This is a genomic window from Pontivivens nitratireducens, assembly GCF_011290545.1.
Classification (GTDB): domain Bacteria; phylum Pseudomonadota; class Alphaproteobacteria; order Rhodobacterales; family Rhodobacteraceae; genus Pontivivens; species Pontivivens nitratireducens.
Genome location: NZ_CP049817.1, coordinates 20,635 through 39,829 on the forward strand (window position 1 = coordinate 20,635; position 19,195 = coordinate 39,829).

Below are 19,195 nucleotides of genomic sequence, written 5' to 3' on the forward strand. Positions count from 1 at the left end.
GCGGTCAAGTTGGCGTGGCAGTGCGGCCCCTCGCACGCACCCGACCGACCGAGACACCGCACCCTGCGGGCCCCCTCGGATCGGGCCGCGTGTGTGAGAGGAGAGTATGATGAGCCGTAAGCGACGCACCTTTCAGATCGACCTGCCGGACGACCCGGCGCCGAGCACAGTGCCTGGCAATGCAGGCAAAACAGCATCCGGCGATGCGGCCCCGGATACGTCCACGCGCGGCACCGGCCCAGCCGGGCGGCGCGGCCCCATGGCCACCGCTGTGCGCGAAACCGGCGACAGCCGCGCCGCGCGGGCGGATACGGTTGAGGCCATCCGGGCGGAGAATGACCGGCTGGCCCATGAATTCGTAGCGCTCAAGAAACAGGGCCTGATTGTCGCGCGCATCCCGCTGGACGCCGTGAAGATGAGCAAGCTGGTCCGCGACCGCCATACCAAGGCGGATGCCGATCTGCGCGACCTGATCGCCTCGATCCGCGAGGTCGGGCTGTCGAACCCGATTCAGGTCGAGCAGGCGGAGGATGGAACCTATGAGCTGATCCAGGGCTACCGACGGCTGGCCGCGTTTCGCGCGCTGGCTGAGAACGACGAGAGCTATGCCACCATCCCCGCAGGCATCGCGCCGGCGGGGCAGGGGGTGGACATGCTCTATCGCCGGATGGTCGATGAAAATTTGGTGCGCAAGAATATCTCCTTTGCCGAGATGGCGGCGCTGGCCCGTGACTATGCCGTCGATCCGCAGGTCGGCGCACCGGGGGTGGAGGAGGCGATCCGGCTGCTCTACGCGTCCTCCAGCGCGCAAAAGCGCAGCTATATCCGTAGCTTCACCCTGTTGCTGGAGGTGTTGGAGCAGCATCTGGAATATCCCGAGGAAATCCCCCGCGCGCTGGGGCTGAGCCTGCGCAACCGCCTGTCTGAAATGCCGGAGGTGCAGGGCGCCATCGTGCGCGCGCTGCGCGACATGCCCAACCGCACGGTGGAGGAGGAACTGGCCGTGCTGCGCCGTTTCGCCGGCGGCGCGGCGGAGACGGCGACCCCGGCGCGCACCGGCAGCGACAAGATGAGCCAGACGGCCAAGCCGCGCGGCAAGACGACCCTGCGCATCGAGCGGCCCGAGGGCACGGCGAAACTGGTCGCCAGCGCCGGGCGGGTGGAACTGAAGCTGGACAAGGACTTCTCGGATTACGAGGCCAGCCGGATGGAGCAGGCGGTTCTGGCCTTCCTGCGGGCGCTCGATTCCAACTAAGTGGGTCGCGTGTTGGCGGACGGGCGGGGGGGTTCCCCGCGGGGAATGGGTGTGAAGTGCTGACCTATTCCCCGCGGGGAACAGTCACGCGACGGCCCGGTGCGGGGCAGGGCGCAGCGCCTGCCGCAGATCGGCCAGCAAATCCTCCACCCCCTCCAATCCGACGGACAGACGCACCAGCCCCTCCGCGATGCCATGCTCGGCCCGCTCCTGCGGGGTGTAGGTCGAATGGGTCATGCTGGCGGGATGCTGGATCAACGTCTCCGCATCGCCGAGGCTGACCGCCCGCGTGATCAGGTGCAGCCGGTCCATCATCGCGCGACCCGCATCCAGACCGCCCTCCAACTCGAACGCGATCATGCCGCCGGCTTGGGCCATCTGCCGCTGCGCAAGTTCATATTGTGCAAAGCCGGGCAGGGCAGGGTAGTGCACGCTGGCCACGCCGGGCGTGGAATCGAGCATCCGCGCGATGGTGTGGGCGCTGGCGCAGACACGGTCCATCCGCAGCTCCAGCGTTTTGAGCCCGCGCAGGATCATCATCGCATTGAAAGGGGCCATGACGGCGCCGGTCATGTCCTTCATGCCGTAAAGGCGGATCTGTTCCACCATCTCGGCCGAACCCACCAGCAGCCCCGCCACGACATCGCCGTGCCCGCCCAGATACTTGGTGGCCGAATGCACCACGATGTCCGCTCCGTGTTCGATCGGCCGGGTCAGGTAGGGGGTGGCATAGGTGTTGTCCACCACCACCACAGCCCCGGCGGCGTGGGCAATCTCCGCCGTGGCGGCAATGTCCACCAGCCGCATGTTGGGGTTCGCCGGCGTCTCGAAATACACGACCCTGGTGCGGGGACCGATGGCAGCTTCGAGGTTGGCAGGGTCGGTCAGATCGATATGGGTCACGGTGATGCCGAACTTCGCCAGCCCGTGCTGCATGAACGAGAACGTGCAACCGTAGAGGGTCTTGTCCAGGATCACCTCATCCCCCGGCGCGAGCAGGGTCCACATGGTGGAGGTGATGGCCCCCATCCCTGACGACAGCGCAAGGCCGGCCTCGCCCCCCTCCAGCACCGCGATGCGCCGCTCCAGCAGGTCGGTGGTGGGGTTCGAGATGCGGGAATAGACGTGGCCCGGCCGCTCCCCCGCGAACATCTGGCCGCCATGCTCCGCCGTGTCGAAGGCGAAGGTGGACGTCAGGTGCAGGGGAGGGGTCAGCGCGCCCTCGTTCTGCATGGGATCGTAGCCGTGGTGAATGGCGCGGGTGGCGAAGCTGTCGGTCATGATGTCCTCCGTGTGATGCGGCATCATGGGATGGAAACGGAGCTTTGAAATTGCCAATCCTGCCCGCATTTGTTACAATATTGGAATATTATGCCAATGGAGGCCCGCATGGATCAGAAGGATCGGCAGATTGTTCGCGCCTTGCAGCGCGATGCGCGCATGACCAATCAGGACCTGGCGGCGGAGGTGAACCTGTCGCCCTCACCCTGTCTGCGCCGCGTGCGCAATCTGGAGAAGTCCGGCGCGATCCGGGGCTATGCCGCGCATGTGGATGAGGCCGCTTATGGCCTGCCGGTGACGGTCTTCGTGCGGGTTTCGCTGGCGCGTCATACCGAGGAGGCGGTGCAGCAGTTCGAGGCGGCGGTGGCGCGGGTGGATCAGGTGCTGGAATGCTTCGTGATGACGGGCGTGCAGGATTACCTGCTGCGCGTCGTGGTGGCCGATCTGCCCGATTACGAGCGGTTCGTGCGCAGGCGGTTGCACACGATCGGCGGCATCGCGTCCATCGACACCAGTTTTGTTTATGGCGTGGTCAAGCGCACCAGCGTTCTGCCCGTGGTCTGAGCGCGCGAAGTGATGCCGAGGGCATGGCCGGGGGTGAAGATTTGTCCGCGCTGGAACAGTGTGGTGGAGACTTGAGGCTCCACTTGCTTTAATCATCAAGTCAACCTATCCGAAGATACCTGAATCCCTCAGAAAGCTGCGTGTGAAATGGCCGATCTAAACACTATGACTGCCGAAGACTTTTCCAAATTGGAAGGTTTCGTGTTCACCATTACCTCAACCGAGGCAGAAATTGATCTTGAACTTGTCGAGGTCAAGAAACTGGGGGCCGGTGAGCGCAAGGGGGGCGCATTTGCACTGCTTTGGCAGGGGCCTTTGGACCCGGCGCTGCCGCAGGCCACCTACCGTCTGTCGCAAGCTGAAATCGGCGCGCATGACATCTTTCTGGTGCCCGTCGCGCAAAAGCAGGTCGGCTATCAGTATGAGGCGATCTTTACGTGAGGAACTCTTACGCTGATGGCGTCCAGCGCAGCAGGTTGTAGACGCCCTTGTCCTCGACGACCTTGAAACCCAGACGCAGATATAACGACATCGCCGGGTTTTGCTTTTCAACGTGGATGCCGATGCCCTTTGCGCAATCGGCTGTCGCGCCCTGCATCAGGTCCATCAGTATGGCACCGCCGATGCCCTGGCCGCGCGCCTCGGGCATCAGGGCGATGTCGATAATTCGATGCTCGGATGCCCACCGCTCCAGATAGAGCCTGCCGATGCGCTGTTGTTTCTGTTCGACGATCAGCCACGAGGCGTCGGGATAATGCTTTTGATAATGATCGTGCTGGGCCGAAAACTGCATGTCGATGAAGGCCTGCTTTTCCGGCTCCCCCCAGGGGGTGCGAGACAGCTCACCCTCACGCGTTGAACGATAGAGGCGCGACAAGAACGCCATATCGTCGGCAATCATCGGGCGATAACGGATCGCGTGGCGGGACGCGTGGTCAATCAGGGGGAAGTACGGCAAACGCGCGGCGCCTTTCTGAATCATACCTGCGGTGAGGGCGACACTGACATCTCCATGCTGGTGGGGCTGTTCCGATCAGCGCTGCGGCGCGAACCCTTCGCAGCCGTTCCCGGACTAGCCGCGCGATGGGTACAGCCCGACCAGTGCGATAATGAAGTTCATCACCAGAAAGGGTTGCATGTTGGTATGGGATTGCCCGCCGCCGGTCGTGCCGATGGTCTCGCTCGCCATATCGACCAGGTTGGAGCCTGTGTTCGTCTGATATATCTGTTTCGCCGGAAAGCCGAGCGATCGTGCAAGCGAGGCGCTATTGCTTGGGCCGAGGTCGGGGTCGGCTGCTTCGTACGTCGCCCTGGCGATATGTGAATGCGAGGGGATCTGCGGGTCTGTAAGGGTGACTGTTTCGGTGCCGATCCTCTCCCCCAAACGGCGGGCGGTCAGGCCGGGGCCGCGGCCCGGATGCATCGGCGCGCGACCTTGCAGGTTGGGCAGTGCCATGGTGCTGCGCCCGTCACCGCCATATGTCGTGCCGATCAGCGAAAACAGGGCCGTGTTGTTGGCAACCGGCAGCAGTTGCCCATCGCAGAAGGCCCAGCCAAGCGGCGCGAAAGTCCCGGCAAAGATACGGATTTCGGCAATAAAGGGTTCCGACATGTCAGGCCTCCTAAGTGCGACTTGGGTAAATGCCGTACAGGGCAATAATGAAATGGACGCAAAGCGTGGGCATCAGGTTGGTATGCGAAGAAGAGCCGCCAGCATGTGAAATCACGTCACTGGCCATACTCATATTCTGGCCCGCCGCCTTGTAGAATGAAACGCCGGCGCCCTTTGCCACCACCTTGCCGGTGGGGGTGTCCACATTCGCATCCGATGTATTGGCGTTGAAATCATGCGCATGGCTGGGCAGTTGATTGGTTGTGAGCGTTTCTTTCTCGGCTCCGCCCTTGCTGCCCAGGCGTCGCGTGCTCAGCCCCGGGCCGGTGCCATGGTGCAGGGGTATGCGACCGCGCATATCCGGCAGCCCGAACGTCGTGCGGCCATCGCCGCCGTAAATTGTCCCCAAAAGCGAATACAGGGCGTCATTCTGGGCTATTGCGAGCAGCTGACCATCGCAGAAGGCCCAGCTATACGGCGCGAAGTTACCGGCAAACATCCGAATTTCGCCAACATAGGGTTCTGACATATCTGTCCTCCGGGACTAGTTGCGCGAGGGGTAGATACCCCGCAGCGCGATGCAGAAACTTACGGTGGTGTAGGGCTGCATGTTGTTATGGGTCTGCCCGCCACCGGCATTCGCGACAGTGCCACTGTGCAGGGCTGTGGTGCTGCCCGCTTCGGGATTGCGATATGCTAGGTCCGGCGCAGCTGTCGCGGCGAGTACATGCCCGGACGGGTCGGCACTGTCCCCAAGAGCGGATGAAGCCTTGGCCGTGTGGGAATGCGGTGGGATTTCCGCCGCAGTCAACGCGACACTCTCCGTGCCGCCCTGTTGAGCGAAGGGATAACTATCGCTCGTGTGCATGGGCGTGCGGCCGCGCAAATCCGGCAATGCGAATGACGTCGTACCATCCCCGCCGAAATTTGTGCCCAGAAGAGAATAGAGAGACTGGTTCTGGTTGATCGGCATTATTTGCCCGTCCAGAAAAGCCCATCCGCGTGGCGGAAAATTGAATCCGAACATTCGAACTTCAGCAAGAAATGGTTCTGACACGAGGACCCCCACCGGCTATTTAATTGCTATCTACTTGGTAAGATTAGACATTACAGTAAAATCTTATAGTATCACGCAGTATATTCCGCAACTCTGACATGTATTTTGTATTTATGGCAACATAAAACTCCGAATATTGATTATGTATTGATAATGCTCGGAAAAATGGATGGGCGCGTGAGGTCTCCGCCGAAATCTCGATGAGGTGCCAGAAAATCGAAGCGCCGAGGATTTACGCTTCACAGGAAAATCCGGTGAGCATTTATGGCGGTGCATGTGTGTTGCGCGCCGTCGAAGCTGGACGATAAATTTGGCAAAAAAACAGTGGTCATTCGTATGGTGACTACTGTAAGTGGAAATTTAAGTTGATCGCGCAGCAATTTTATTCTTGGCTATCAATATTGAGTCGGATGTGAAAGCTATCCGACCGTGCTGCCGACTTGCCGCGCTATACAAATCTGTTCAGGGGGCGGGCCTTGATCATTTTGGGATCATTCTGGGGGAACGACTGATGATCTATGCTGACCGCTTGGCCATTTTGAAAACTGCTGCAAACTGGTGTCGGCATGTTTCAGGCGTTCGGATGTCATTCACCTTGAGCGTGCTGTTTTCCACAATCCTGAGCCTCATGCTGATGTTGGGATCGCCTCAGGCGGCGCATGCGGCAATCACCGATTGTACGAATATGGTATCGCCTAATGAGTATGCTCTGAACCTGATTCAAGATACTTGCATGATAAATCACGATGTTCCCTACGAAGATCAGATAAGTGACGAGTTTCTCTTTATTCAGCCGGTCTATGATACCGGCAACGCGAACTTTCGAATTGTCTCGAATACGGGCGATCTGTTCTACCATGTATCATCGGCGTCCGGGTCTGGAACAGTTGGCGGCAGCACCTGGGTTGTTACGTTGGATTGTAATGCCGGATGTACGGTATCCCCGGTCGCGGGCGCGTCGTTTGTCCCCTTCACGTATACGTTCAGCGGCACTACAGGAGGCATGAGTGGCGGCGCGGCGCCCGAGCTGGACGTCCGCAACAGCGCGGACAATGCCGATATCGGTGACGGAAGTACAACGATCACGGCGGCGCTTGGTACGGATTTTGGCACTGTTAATGTCGGCTCGAACGCCACCAACAGTTTCCGGGCGGAAAACAACGGCACGTCGGCCCTGACCTTCGGTGCGGACGCCCTGGCGATATCCAATACAACGGACTTTCAGATTACCGCCGACCTGACCAACTCCGGAACCGTGGCAAGCTCGGGCGTGAACACGTTCTCTATCCGTTTCAATCCGGCCTCGGGCGGAACGAAGACAGCGACAGTCACCATTCGGTCAGATGATGACGATGAAGACCCATATACGTTCTCAATTCGCGGGACGGGCAACGCGGTGCCCACGGCCGATGCGGGGATTGCGCAATCGGTGGCCTCGGGCACGCAAGTGACGCTGTCGGGATCGGGCAGCGATGCGGATGGCACCATTGCGGGCTATTCTTGGACGCGGACCGGCGGCACCGGCGATGCGGGCAATATCAGCCTGTCGAGCGCGACGGCGCAGAGCCCGAGCTTCACCGACAGTTCTCTGACCTCGAACGACAGTGCGGTGACGCATGTCTTCGATCTGGTTGTGACGGATGATGACGGCGCGACCTCGGTTGCGGACAGCGTGACGATCACCATCACGCCGCCGGACAACGCGGCCCCCCTCGCGGTGGCCGGGCCGGATCAGTCTGTCGTGTCGGGCACGCAAGTGACGCTGTCGGGATCGGGCAGCGATGCGGATGGCACCATTGCGGGCTATTCTTGGACGCGGACCGGCGGCACCGGCGATGCGGGCAATATCAGCCTGTCGAGCGCGACGGCGCAGAGCCCGAGCTTCACCGACAGTTCTCTGACCTCGAACGACAGTGCGGTGACGCATGTCTTCGATCTGGTTGTGACGGATGATGACGGCGCGACCTCGGTTGCGGACAGCGTGACGATCACCATCACGCCGCCGGACAACGCGGCCCCCCTCGCGGTGGCCGGGCCGGATCAGTCTGTCGTGTCGGGCACGCAAGTGACGCTGTCGGGATCGGGCAGCGATGCGGATGGCACCATTGCGGGCTATTCTTGGACGCGGACCGGCGGGACCGGCGATGCGGGCAATGTCAGCCTGTCGAGCGCGACGGCGCAGAGCCCGAGCTTCACCGACAGTTCTCTGACCTCGAACGACAGTGCGGTGACGCATGTCTTCGATCTGGTTGTGACGGATGATGACGGCGCGACCTCGGTTGCGGACAGCGTGACGATCACCATCACGCCGCCGGACAACGCGGCCCCCCTCGCGGTGGCCGGGCCGGATCAGTCTGTCGTGTCGGGCACGCAAGTGACGCTGTCGGGATCGGGCAGCGATGCGGATGGCACCATTGCGGGCTATTCTTGGACGCGGACCGGCGGGACCGGCGATGCGGGCAATGTCAGCCTGTCGAGCGCGACGGCGCAGAGCCCGAGCTTCACCGACAGTTCTCTGACCTCGAACGACAGTGCGGTGACGCATGTCTTCGATCTGGTTGTGACGGATGATGACGGCGCGACCTCGGTTGCGGACAGCGTGACGATCACCATCACGCCGCCGGACAACGCGGCCCCCCTCGCGGTGGCCGGGCCGGATCAGTCTGTCGTGTCGGGCACGCAAGTGACGCTGTCGGGATCGGGCAGCGATGCGGATGGCACCATTGCGGGCTATTCTTGGACGCGGACCGGCGGGACCGGCGATGCGGGCAATGTCAGCCTGTCGAGCGCGACGGCGCAGAGCCCGAGCTTCACCGACAGTTCTCTGACCTCGAACGACAGTGCGGTGACGCATGTCTTCGATCTGGTTGTGACGGATGATGACGGCGCGACCTCGGTTGCGGACAGCGTGACGATCACCATCACGCCGCCGGACAACGCGGCCCCCCTCGCGGTGGCCGGGCCGGACCAGTCTGTCGTGTCGGGCACGCAAGTGACGCTGTCGGGATCGGGCAGCGATGCGGATGGCACCATTGCGGGCTATTCTTGGACGCGGACCGGCGGGACCGGCGATGCGGGCAATGTCAGCCTGTCGAGCGCGACGGCGCAGAGCCCGAGCTTCACCGACAGTTCTCTGACCTCGAACGACAGTGCGGTGACGCATGTCTTCGATCTGGTTGTGACGGATGATGACGGCGCGACCTCGGTTGCGGACAGCGTGACGATCACCATCACGCCGCCGGACAACGCGGCCCCCCTCGCGGTGGCCGGGCCGGATCAGTCTGTCGTGTCGGGCACGCAAGTGACGCTGTCGGGATCGGGCAGCGATGCGGATGGCACCATTGCGGGCTATTCTTGGACGCGGACCGGCGGGACCGGCGATGCGGGCAATGTCAGCCTGTCGAGCGCGACGGCGCAGAGCCCGAGCTTCACCGACAGTTCTCTGACCTCGAACGACAGTGCGGTGACGCATGTCTTCGATCTGGTTGTGACGGATGATGACGGCGCGACCTCGGTTGCGGACAGCGTGACGATCACCATCACGCCGCCGGACAACGCGGCCCCCCTCGCGGTGGCCGGGCCGGATCAGTCTGTCGTGTCGGGCACGCAAGTGACGCTGTCGGGATCGGGCAGCGATGCGGATGGCACCATTGCGGGCTATTCTTGGACGCGGACCGGCGGGACCGGCGATGCGGGCAATGTCAGCCTGTCGAGCGCGACGGCGCAGAGCCCGAGCTTCACCGACAGTTCTCTGACCTCGAACGACAGTGCGGTGACGCATGTCTTCGATCTGGTTGTGACGGATGATGACGGCGCGACCTCGGTTGCGGACAGCGTGACGATCACCATCACGCCGCCGGACAACGCGGCCCCCCTCGCGGTGGCCGGGCCGGATCAGTCTGTCGTGTCGGGCACGCAAGTGACGCTGTCGGGATCGGGCAGCGATGCGGATGGCACCATTGCGGGCTATTCTTGGACGCGGACCGGCGGCACCGGCGATGCGGGCAATGTCAGCCTGTCGAGCGCGACGGCGCAGAGCCCGAGCTTCACCGACAGTTCTCTGACCTCGAACGACAGTGCGGTGACGCATGTCTTCGATCTGGTTGTGACGGATGATGACGGCGCGACCTCGGTTGCGGACAGCGTGACGATCACCATCACGCCGCCGGACAACGCGGCCCCCCTCGCGGTGGCCGGGCCGGATCAGTCTGTCGTGTCGGGCACGCAAGTGACGCTGTCGGGATCGGGCAGCGATGCGGATGGCACCATTGCGGGCTATTCTTGGACGCGGACCGGCGGCACCGGCGATGCGGGCAATATCAGCCTGTCGAGCGCGACGGCGCAGAGCCCGAGCTTCACCGACAGTTCTCTGACCTCGAACGACAGTGCGGTGACGCATGTCTTCGATCTGGTTGTGACGGATGATGACGGCGCGACCTCGGTTGCGGACAGCGTGACGATCACCATCACGCCGCCGGACAACGCGGCCCCCCTCGCGGTGGCCGGGCCGGACCAGTCTGTCGTGTCGGGCACGCAAGTGACGCTGTCGGGATCGGGCAGCGATGCGGATGGCACCATTGCGGGCTATGCCTGGACGCGGACCGGTGGCACCGGCGATGCGGGCAATATCAGCCTGTCGAGCGCGACGGCGCAGAGCCCGAGCTTCACCGACAGTTCTCTGACCTCGAACGACAGTGCGGTGACGCATGTCTTCGATCTGGTTGTGACGGATGATGACGGCGCGACCTCGGTTGCGGACAGCGTGACGATCACCATCACGCCGCCGGACAACGCGGCCCCCCTCGCGGTGGCCGGGCCGGACCAGTCTGTCGTGTCGGGCACGCAAGTGACGCTGTCGGGATCGGGCAGCGATGCGGATGGCACCATTGCGGGCTATGCCTGGACGCGGACCGGTGGCACCGGCGATGCGGGCAATATCAGCCTGTCGAGCGCGACGGCGCAGAGCCCGAGCTTCACCGACAGTTCTCTGACCTCGAACGACAGTGCGGTGACGCATGTCTTCGATCTGGTTGTGACGGATGATGACGGCGCGACCTCGGTTGCGGACAGCGTGACGATCACCATCACGCCGCCGGACAACGCGGCCCCCCTCGCGGTGGCCGGGCCGGATCAGTCTGTCGTGTCGGGCACGCAAGTGACGCTGTCGGGATCGGGCAGCGATGCGGATGGCACCATTGCGGGCTATTCTTGGACGCGGACCGGCGGGACCGGCGATGCGGGCAATGTCAGCCTGTCGAGCGCGACGGCGCAGAGCCCGAGCTTCACCGACAGTTCTCTGACCTCGAACGACAGTGCGGTGACGCATGTCTTCGATCTGGTTGTGACGGATGATGACGGCGCGACCTCGGTTGCGGACAGCGTGACGATCACCATCACGCCGCCGGACAACGCGGCCCCCCTCGCGGTGGCCGGGCCGGATCAGTCTGTCGTGTCGGGCACGCAAGTGACGCTGTCGGGATCGGGCAGCGATGCGGATGGCACCATTGCGGGCTATTCTTGGACGCGGACCGGCGGGACCGGCGATGCGGGCAATGTCAGCCTGTCGAGCGCGACGGCGCAGAGCCCGAGCTTCACCGACAGTTCTCTGACCTCGAACGACAGTGCGGTGACGCATGTCTTCGATCTGGTTGTGACGGATGATGACGGCGCGACCTCGGTTGCGGACAGCGTGACGATCACCATCACGCCGCCGGACAACGCGGCCCCCCTCGCGGTGGCCGGGCCGGATCAGTCTGTCGTGTCGGGCACGCAAGTGACGCTGTCGGGATCGGGCAGCGATGCGGATGGCACCATTGCGGGCTATTCTTGGACGCGGACCGGCGGGACCGGCGATGCGGGCAATGTCAGCCTGTCGAGCGCGACGGCGCAGAGCCCGAGCTTCACCGACAGTTCTCTGACCTCGAACGACAGTGCGGTGACGCATGTCTTCGATCTGGTTGTGACGGATGATGACGGCGCGACCTCGGTTGCGGACAGCGTGACGATCACCATCACGCCGCCGGACAACGCGGCCCCCCTCGCGGTGGCCGGGCCGGACCAGTCTGTCGTGTCGGGCACGCAAGTGACGCTGTCGGGATCGGGCAGCGATGCGGATGGCACCATTGCGGGCTATGCCTGGACGCGGACCGGCGGCACCGGCGATGCGGGCAATGTCAGCCTGTCGAGCGCGACGGCGCAGAGCCCGAGCTTCACCGACAGTTCTCTGACCTCGAACGACAGTGCGGTGACGCATGTCTTCGATCTGGTTGTGACGGATGATGACGGCGCGACCTCGGTTGCGGACAGCGTGACGATCACCATCACGCCGCCGGACAACGCGGCCCCCCTCGCGGTGGCCGGGCCGGATCAGTCTGTCGTGTCGGGCACGCAAGTGACGCTGTCGGGATCGGGCAGCGATGCGGATGGCACCATTGCGGGCTATTCTTGGACGCGGACCGGCGGGACCGGCGATGCGGGCAATGTCAGCCTGTCGAGCGCGACGGCGCAGAGCCCGAGCTTCACCGACAGTTCTCTGACCTCGAACGACAGTGCGGTGACGCATGTCTTCGATCTGGTTGTGACGGATGATGACGGCGCGACCTCGGTTGCGGACAGCGTGACGATCACCATCACGCCGCCGGACAACGCGGCCCCCCTCGCGGTGGCCGGGCCGGATCAGTCTGTCGTGTCGGGCACGCAAGTGACGCTGTCGGGATCGGGCAGCGATGCGGATGGCACCATTGCGGGCTATTCTTGGACGCGGACCGGCGGGACCGGCGATGCGGGCAATGTCAGCCTGTCGAGCGCGACGGCGCAGAGCCCGAGCTTCACCGACAGTTCTCTGACCTCGAACGACAGTGCGGTGACGCATGTCTTCGATCTGGTTGTGACGGATGATGACGGCGCGACCTCGGTTGCGGACAGCGTGACGATCACCATCACGCCGCCGGACAACGCGGCCCCCCTCGCGGTGGCCGGGCCGGATCAGTCTGTCGTGTCGGGCACGCAAGTGACGCTGTCGGGATCGGGCAGCGATGCGGATGGCACCATTGCGGGCTATTCCTGGACGCGGACCGGCGGCACCGGCGATGCGGGCAATATCAGCCTGTCGAGCGCGACGGCGCAGAGCCCGAGCTTCACCGACAGTTCTCTGACCTCGAACGACAGTGCGGTGACGCATGTCTTCGATCTGGTTGTGACGGATGATGACGGCGCGACCTCGGTTGCGGACAGCGTGACGATCACCATCACGCCGCCGGACAACGCGGCCCCCCTCGCGGTGGCCGGGCCGGACCAGTCTGTCGTGTCGGGCACGCAAGTGACGCTGTCGGGATCGGGCAGCGATGCGGATGGCACCATTGCGGGCTATTCCTGGACGCGGACCGGCGGCACCGGCGATGCGGGCAATATCAGCCTGTCGAGCGCGACGGCGCAGAACCCGAGCTTCACCGACAGTTCTCTGACCTCGAACGACAGTGCGGTGACGCATGTCTTCGATCTGGTTGTGACGGATGATGACGGCGCGACCTCGGTTGCGGACAGCGTGACGATCACCATCACGCCGCCGCCTGATACGGAAGCCCCGGTCATTGCTGGTATCGGGGATATTGCGGTGGACACAGATCCGGGGGTCAACACGGCCTCCGTCGTGCTGACTGCGACGATTACCGACAATTCCGGTGAGACGATCCTGCCGACATTCTCGATCGACGGCACGGTTATCACCAGCCCGTTTGACTTTCCCGTCGGTGCCACAACCGTAGTCGTGGACGCGCAGGACAGCGCGGGGAATGCCGCCGTACAACAGAGCTTCGTGGTGAGCGTGACGGACACGACGCCGCCGGAGGAGCCGGTCGTTGTCACGTTGACTGCGACATCGGACAGCCATGTGGATCTGTCCGGCACTGTGGAACCGGGAAGCACCGTGACGGTAACGTTCCCGGATGGCAGCACGCAAAGCGTGACGGCGGATGCCAGCACCGGCGCGTTCACCGTTACCTCTGATACGCCGCAACAATCGGGTGTGATCACGATTGTCGCAACGGACGTGGCGATGAATGATTCCGATCCCACCGAGGTCGACTTTATTGGCGACGATACCTCACCGACGATATCTATCGGTACATTGAGTGGTCCGACCAACGGCACCTATACCGCGGTGATTACCCTGTCCGAGGACAGCAGCGACTTTGACGCCAGCGATCTGACGTTGGCCAATGCCACGGCGACGCTTAGCGGCGGGGGAAGCAGTTATACCGCCACAGTGACGCCGGACAGTGATGGCGCCGTCACCCTTTCCGTGGCCGCTGGTACGTTTACGGATCCGGCGGGCAACAGCAACGACGCCTCGAACACGGTCAGCGCCGTTTATGACGGGACCGCGCCGACGGTCAGCATTTCGGGCGCGCCTGACGCGCTTGAAGGGGAAGGGGCGTTCACCCTCAACATCACGTTCTCGGAGCCGGTGACGGGCTTTACTGCCGCTGACATCAGCAGCACCAATGCAATCGTGACCGGGGTGAGTGGCAGCGATGCATCGTATATCGCGAATTTGCGCGCCTCGGGGACCGGGGATGTTCAGGTTTCCGTTCCTGCCAACGTTGCCGCCGATGCCGCCGGAAACGGCAATCTGGCATCCAATCTGGTTGTTATCAGCGATTTCACCATTGAACGAACGCAGGAGTTGATCGCGTCCTACATGCAGACCCGGGCGAACCAGTTGCTGCTCAACCAGCCGGATCTGATGTCGTTCCTTTCGGGTAGTCCGCGTGGGGAGTTCTATTTCGTCGCAACGCCGGAGACGGGAAATTTGGACTTTGCGTCCAATGCGAACAGCCCTGTCTGGGCGCAGGCAAGCGCATCGTGGACGAATAACGGCGACAGCAGAAGCGAATATGTGTTCGGCGCCCTGGGCGCGCACCGAACCGTAAACGAAAACCTGCTGGTTGGTGCAATGCTTCAGTTCGATCATCTGAATGAGGATACCGGCAGTGCCTCGATCGGGGGCACGGGCTGGATGGTCGGGCCGTACTTCGTGGCGCGCAGTGCTGTCCAGCCGCTCTATTTCGAGGGGCGCTTGCTCTATGGTGAGAGCGACAACGACGTCTCTCCTTTCGGAACCTACGAGGACAGCGTCGACACGACGCGTTTGCTGGCGCAACTGAAAGTCGCGGGTGAGCTTGCCTATGGTGCCACCACGCTTTCGCCGTTCGTGGATGCGTCCTACACCACCGACGATCAGGACAGCTATATCGACAGCCTGGGCAACCCCATTCCCGAACAGGGCATCACGCTCGGCCAGATCGAGGTCGGTATGGATTTCAGCGTCATGGTGCCGGTCAACACCGAGGAGCTGGAGCTTTGGGGCGGTGTGTCAGGCATCTGGTCGCATACCAGCGGCAGCGGATACGCCTCAACCGTCACCCCCGATTACGATGGTGGACGGGCCCGGGTCGAGCTGGGCATCAACCACCAGATTTCGATGGATCAAAGCTTCACCGCAGGAACCTATTATGACGGTATCGGTGTTAGCGATTACGAGAGCTACGGGCTGAGCCTCGGCTATCAGATGCAGTTCTGACATTGGATTGCCGAAGGCGGGGGCGAGTGCGCTATCAGGTGATCAGGCCTGCCTGCGGACAAGCCCACTGATCAGACGGCGACGGCGTGGCGTGCGGTGGTTGCGAGCAGGTAGGCGTCGAAGACTGAGGCGACCACGCGCACCAGTGGCGTGCCTTTGTCTGTCAGCGACAGATGGCCGCCGCGCCGCGTTATCAGGCCGTCGCCTTCCAGGGCGCGCAATTCCGGTTCGAGTTCGCTGTACCATTTCGGTGCCGCCCGGCCGTGCTGGGCTGCGGCATTCAGATCGACCTCACCGCAGCACATCAACCTCTCGATGACGTGGCCGCGCAGCTTGTCGTCCTGGGTGAGGGCCAGGCCCTTGCCGATGGGCAGTTCGCCGCCCTCGACCGCGCGGGCCCATGCGCCGGTTTCCGACAGGTTCTGCACATATCCCGAAGGGGAGCGTCCGATGGAGGTCGCGCCGACGCCAAGCATCGTTTCCGCCTGATCGGTCGTATACCCTTGGAAGTTGCGGCGCAGCGTGCCGTCGCGGGCGGATTTGGCCATCGAATCCGAGGGCAGTGCGAAATGGTCCAGCCCGATTGCCACATAGCCCGCCTGAATCAGGGCGGCGGCGGCGGCCTGCGATTGCATCAGGCGGGCATCCACGCCGGGCAGGGCGGCCTCGTCGATCAGCCGTTGTTTCCGGGCCATCCACGGCACATGCGCATAGCCGAACAGCGCGATGCGGTCAGGCCGCATCTGCACACAAAGGCGGATCGTGTCGAGAAGTGTTTCCACCGTCTGGTGCGGCAGCCCATAGATCAGATCGAAGTTGATGCCTGTCACGCCTGCGGCGCGCAGACCGTCAACCGAGGCGCGCACCATCTCGGGCGGCTGGACCCGGTTGATGGCCTTTTGCACCTTCGGATCGAATTCCTGCACGCCGAAACTGGCGCGGGTAAAGCCCAGCTTGCCGATCCGTTCGATCATCGGGGGGGTCAGCGTGCGCGGGTCGCTCTCGATTGCCAGTTCCGCATCCGAGGTGACGCGAAAGGTGCCCCGGACCGCATCCATCGCACGTTCCAGATCATCCGGCACCAGCGCGGTCGGCGTGCCGCCGCCCCAGTGCAGATGCGAGATTTCCATGCGGCCGGGCAGATGGCGTGACAACAGATCAATTTCGCGGATCAGCGTTTGGGCATAAGCGGCCACGGGCGCGTCGCGTTTGGCCAGTTTCATGTTGCAGCCGCAATACCAGCAAAGCTCACGACAGAACGGCACGTGCAGATAGAGCGAAACAGGCGCATTCGGATCGAGCGCCGAAAGCCAGCGCGCATAGTCCTGCGGCCCAACCGCATTGGAGAAATGCGGGGCTGTGGGATAGCTCGTGTAGCGCGGCACATTGCGGCTCATATAGGATTTCAGGGCGTCGGTCATGGCTGTTCCAATCTGTCGCGCGGCATGTCCGCAGATCGTGACCGCGCAGAGTTGTGTTGCGCGCATGATCCGGCGAAATCTGCGCGCTGTCCTTGATCCAAATCACAGGGGCGGTTGCGGCCCGGTCGGGCCAGGGGCGGTTGCGGCCCGGTCGGGCCTTGGTGGGGTCAGACCATGCTGAGGTCGGCCCCCTCGATTTTCGCGGCACTGACCAGTTGATCGACTAGGCTGCGGGCCTGCCGCGCCCAAGCGGCCTTTTCCATCGCCTCCGCGATGTTTTGCTGCACGGCCTCGAAGGGTAGAACCTGACCCGGTGCCAGCGCGTCCAGCCGGATGATGTGATAGCCGTGCCGCGTCAGAACGGGCGGTGAGGTCTCGCCCTCGGACAGGGTGCGCAGCGCCGCCTCGAATTCCGGTACGGTGTCGCCCGGTCCGAGCTGCCCGAGCGCGCCGCCCGAATCCTTGGAGCCGCATTCGCTGTGCCCGGCGGCCAGTGCGGCAAACCCCTTGGGGTCGCTGGTCAGCATGGTGGCGATGGCTGTGATGCGGGCCAGTGCATTCTCCCGCGCCGCGGGGTCGCGGGGGTCGCAGGCGATCAGGATATGGGATGCCTCCCACAGGGGCGGCGCCCTGAACCGGGAGGGATCCTTGCGCCACTCTGCCGCGACCTGCTCGACTGTGGGGGGCGTCACGCGGACCGACTGTTCGAGAAGGCCGCGAATTCGGGCCTCCTCATCCGTCTCAAAGCGACCGGGGCCGACCTGTTGAGGGTCTGGCGCGATATTCCGGGCCATGGCCTCCTGCAAGAGCAGGGTTCGGATCGCAACGGCATTGGCCGCCTTGCGCCATGCGATACCGGGTTTGCCTTTTGGTGCCTGCTGGTTCTGCGTCTCCGCCGCGATGCGGGCATGGGGGACGGTCTGACCATTCACGATCAGGTCAGGAAAAAGGGGCGCATTCATGATCTGTGCTCCGCCGAAATTGCCTTGGGATCCGCGCGTCCGGGCAGGGGCTGCTGCCTGCGCGAGCGCACGATCTGATAGCCGGGTCGCAGCAGGAACCGGAACGGCGCCGCAAAGCCCGAGATCATGTGCACAAGCCGTGTGAACGGGAACAGCATGGCAATCAGCAGGCCCAGAAAGATGTGCGCCTTGTAGAGCCAGTGGACATCCACAACCGTCGCCCAGGCGTTCAGGTTCAGCAGGATCACGCTTTGCGACCAGGTCATGAAGCGGACCATTTCCACCCCGTCCATGTGCTGCAAGGTCAGCACGATCGTGCCCAGCCCGATGAACAATTGCAGCCAGATCAACACCAGAATGCCGATATCCGCGAAACTGGTGTGCCGCCAGATGCGCGGGTCCGTCACCCGGCGGTGGATCAGCAGGGACGCGCCCACAAGGGCCGCAATCCCCGCCGTGCCGCCCAGGATCACCGCTGCCCACTGCTTCCACGGATGCGGAATGCCGAGCGCGTCGAGGATCCAGACCGGGGTGAACAGCCCGATCAGGTGCCCGCCGAACACCGTGATGATGCCCACATGGAACAGGACCGACCCCCACCACAATTGCCTGCGTCGCAACAGCTGGCTGGAGGAGGATTTCCACGTGAAGGGGTCTTTCTCGTACCGTGCGATCGAGCCGACAATCAGCACGGTCAGCGCGATATAGGGCATGATGCCAAAGATGAAGTAGTCGAGATCCAGGAACATGAGGGTTCTCCCTATTCGGCCGCGTGCGGGGCGGGGTTGATCGGAACGTCCATGTTGGCCAGCATGTCGCGCACTTGCGGGCAGCCCGCATTCGGATCGGGGCCGAAGCGCACTTCGCTTTCCTCCCAGACCTGGTCCAGCGCCTCCAGATCGGTGGGATCGTCGTCGGGCAGGGCAAGCATTTCCGCGACCGCAGCCGCGTCCGCCTTGACCCCGGCAAGTTGCAGGAGGCTGGCGAAGACGGCGCCATAGGGGCTTTGCCGGCGGTTCAGGCGCGCGTTCAGGGCCTCGAAGATATGGGCCGCGTCGGCCAGCACCTCACGCGCCTCGGCGGTCGGACGGGTGGCGAGGAATTCCAGCAGCACCGGCAGGTGATCGGGCAGTTCGGATGTGACCGGATCAAACCCGCCCGCGCGGTAGGTTTCGACCAGCGACACCATCGCCCCGCCGCGATCCCTGCTTTCGCCGTGCACATGTTCGAACAGGTTCAGCGACAGGGTGCGGGATCGGTCGAACAGCATGACAAAGGTTTCCTGCACCTCATAGATGTCGCGCGTGGTCAGCGCCTCGACCAGCGGGCGCAGTGCCCTGCGCGCGGCGGCGGTCAGGCGCGGATCGGCGGCCAGAACGCCGCCGATTTCGGGCATGGCGCGCTGCAACTCGGGCGTGGGATAGCTCAGGATCAGGGACAGGGCCTTTAATGTACGGTCCATT

13 protein-coding genes are annotated in these 19,195 nt (G+C 63.4%); 4 read left to right on the forward strand and 9 right to left on the reverse strand.

What is annotated here, in order from left to right; genetic code table 11:
• Positions 1 to 109: 109 nt before the first annotated feature.
• Positions 110 to 1,255, forward strand: coding sequence for a ParB/RepB/Spo0J family partition protein (locus tag G8E03_RS17070; protein ID WP_166195521.1), 1,146 nt, complete (start codon positions 110 to 112; stop codon positions 1,253 to 1,255).
• A gap of 84 nt (positions 1,256 to 1,339) precedes the next feature.
• Here the strand turns inward: G8E03_RS17070 and G8E03_RS17075 are convergent, their stop codons facing one another.
• On the reverse strand, positions 1,340 to 2,536 hold the full coding sequence (locus G8E03_RS17075; RefSeq protein WP_166195524.1) for a methionine gamma-lyase: 1,197 nt from the start codon (positions 2,534 to 2,536) through the stop codon (positions 1,340 to 1,342).
• Between the two features lie 108 nt (positions 2,537 to 2,644).
• Here G8E03_RS17075 and G8E03_RS17080 point away from each other — a divergent pair, with 108 nt between their 5' ends.
• Together G8E03_RS17080 and G8E03_RS17085 are read left to right on the forward strand one after the other, a co-directional pair.
• Positions 2,645 to 3,100 carry an Lrp/AsnC family transcriptional regulator gene (locus G8E03_RS17080; protein ID WP_205793490.1) on the forward strand — a complete coding sequence of 152 codons (456 nt, stop codon included), beginning with the start codon at positions 2,645 to 2,647 and terminating at the stop codon, positions 3,098 to 3,100.
• A 165-nt stretch (positions 3,101 to 3,265) separates the two neighbouring features.
• Positions 3,266 to 3,541: a DUF6916 family protein gene (locus G8E03_RS17085; protein WP_240910520.1), complete on the forward strand. Its 276-nt coding sequence runs from the start codon at positions 3,266 to 3,268 to the stop codon at positions 3,539 to 3,541.
• A 7-nt stretch (positions 3,542 to 3,548) separates the two neighbouring features.
• Here the strand turns inward: G8E03_RS17085 and G8E03_RS17090 are convergent, their stop codons facing one another.
• The 4 genes from G8E03_RS17090 to G8E03_RS17105 all read right to left on the reverse strand — a co-directional run bounded on the left by G8E03_RS17090 (position 3,549) and on the right by G8E03_RS17105 (position 5,739).
• A complete protein-coding gene (locus G8E03_RS17090) occupies positions 3,549 to 4,082 on the reverse strand; it encodes a GNAT family N-acetyltransferase (protein ID WP_166195533.1) in 534 nt (177 codons plus the stop codon).
• A gap of 90 nt (positions 4,083 to 4,172) precedes the next feature.
• Complete coding sequence (locus tag G8E03_RS17095) at positions 4,173 to 4,712, reverse strand: phage tail protein (protein WP_166195536.1); 540 nt, start codon at positions 4,710 to 4,712, stop codon at positions 4,173 to 4,175.
• 10 nt (positions 4,713 to 4,722) lie between these two features.
• A complete protein-coding gene (locus tag G8E03_RS17100) occupies positions 4,723 to 5,241 on the reverse strand; it encodes a phage tail protein (RefSeq protein WP_166195539.1) in 519 nt (172 codons plus the stop codon).
• A 15-nt stretch (positions 5,242 to 5,256) separates the two neighbouring features.
• Positions 5,257 to 5,739, reverse strand: coding sequence for a phage tail protein (locus G8E03_RS17105; RefSeq protein ID WP_240910521.1), 483 nt, complete (start codon positions 5,737 to 5,739; stop codon positions 5,257 to 5,259).
• Between the two features lie 1,033 nt (positions 5,740 to 6,772).
• Here G8E03_RS17105 and G8E03_RS17110 point away from each other — a divergent pair.
• Positions 6,773 to 15,349: a PKD domain-containing protein gene (locus G8E03_RS17110; protein ID WP_166195545.1), complete on the forward strand. Its 8,577-nt coding sequence runs from the start codon at positions 6,773 to 6,775 to the stop codon at positions 15,347 to 15,349.
• A 71-nt stretch (positions 15,350 to 15,420) separates the two neighbouring features.
• Here G8E03_RS17110 and hemN read toward each other — a convergent pair whose 3' ends face one another.
• From hemN to narJ, 4 genes are all read right to left on the reverse strand, one after another.
• Complete coding sequence (hemN, locus tag G8E03_RS17115) at positions 15,421 to 16,770, reverse strand: oxygen-independent coproporphyrinogen III oxidase (RefSeq protein ID WP_166195548.1); 1,350 nt, start codon at positions 16,768 to 16,770, stop codon at positions 15,421 to 15,423.
• Positions 16,771 to 16,937: 167 nt separating this feature from the next.
• Positions 16,938 to 17,732 carry a peptidylprolyl isomerase gene (locus G8E03_RS17120; RefSeq protein WP_166195550.1) on the reverse strand — a complete coding sequence of 265 codons (795 nt, stop codon included), beginning with the start codon at positions 17,730 to 17,732 and terminating at the stop codon, positions 16,938 to 16,940.
• Positions 17,729 to 18,481: a respiratory nitrate reductase subunit gamma gene (narI, locus tag G8E03_RS17125; RefSeq protein WP_166195553.1), complete on the reverse strand. Its 753-nt coding sequence runs from the start codon at positions 18,479 to 18,481 to the stop codon at positions 17,729 to 17,731. The genes G8E03_RS17120 and narI overlap by 4 nt, the downstream gene beginning before the upstream one ends.
• Positions 18,482 to 18,492: 11 nt before the next feature.
• A complete protein-coding gene (gene narJ, locus G8E03_RS17130) occupies positions 18,493 to 19,194 on the reverse strand; it encodes a nitrate reductase molybdenum cofactor assembly chaperone (RefSeq protein ID WP_166195556.1) in 702 nt (233 codons plus the stop codon).
• Position 19,195: the final 1 nt, after the last annotated feature.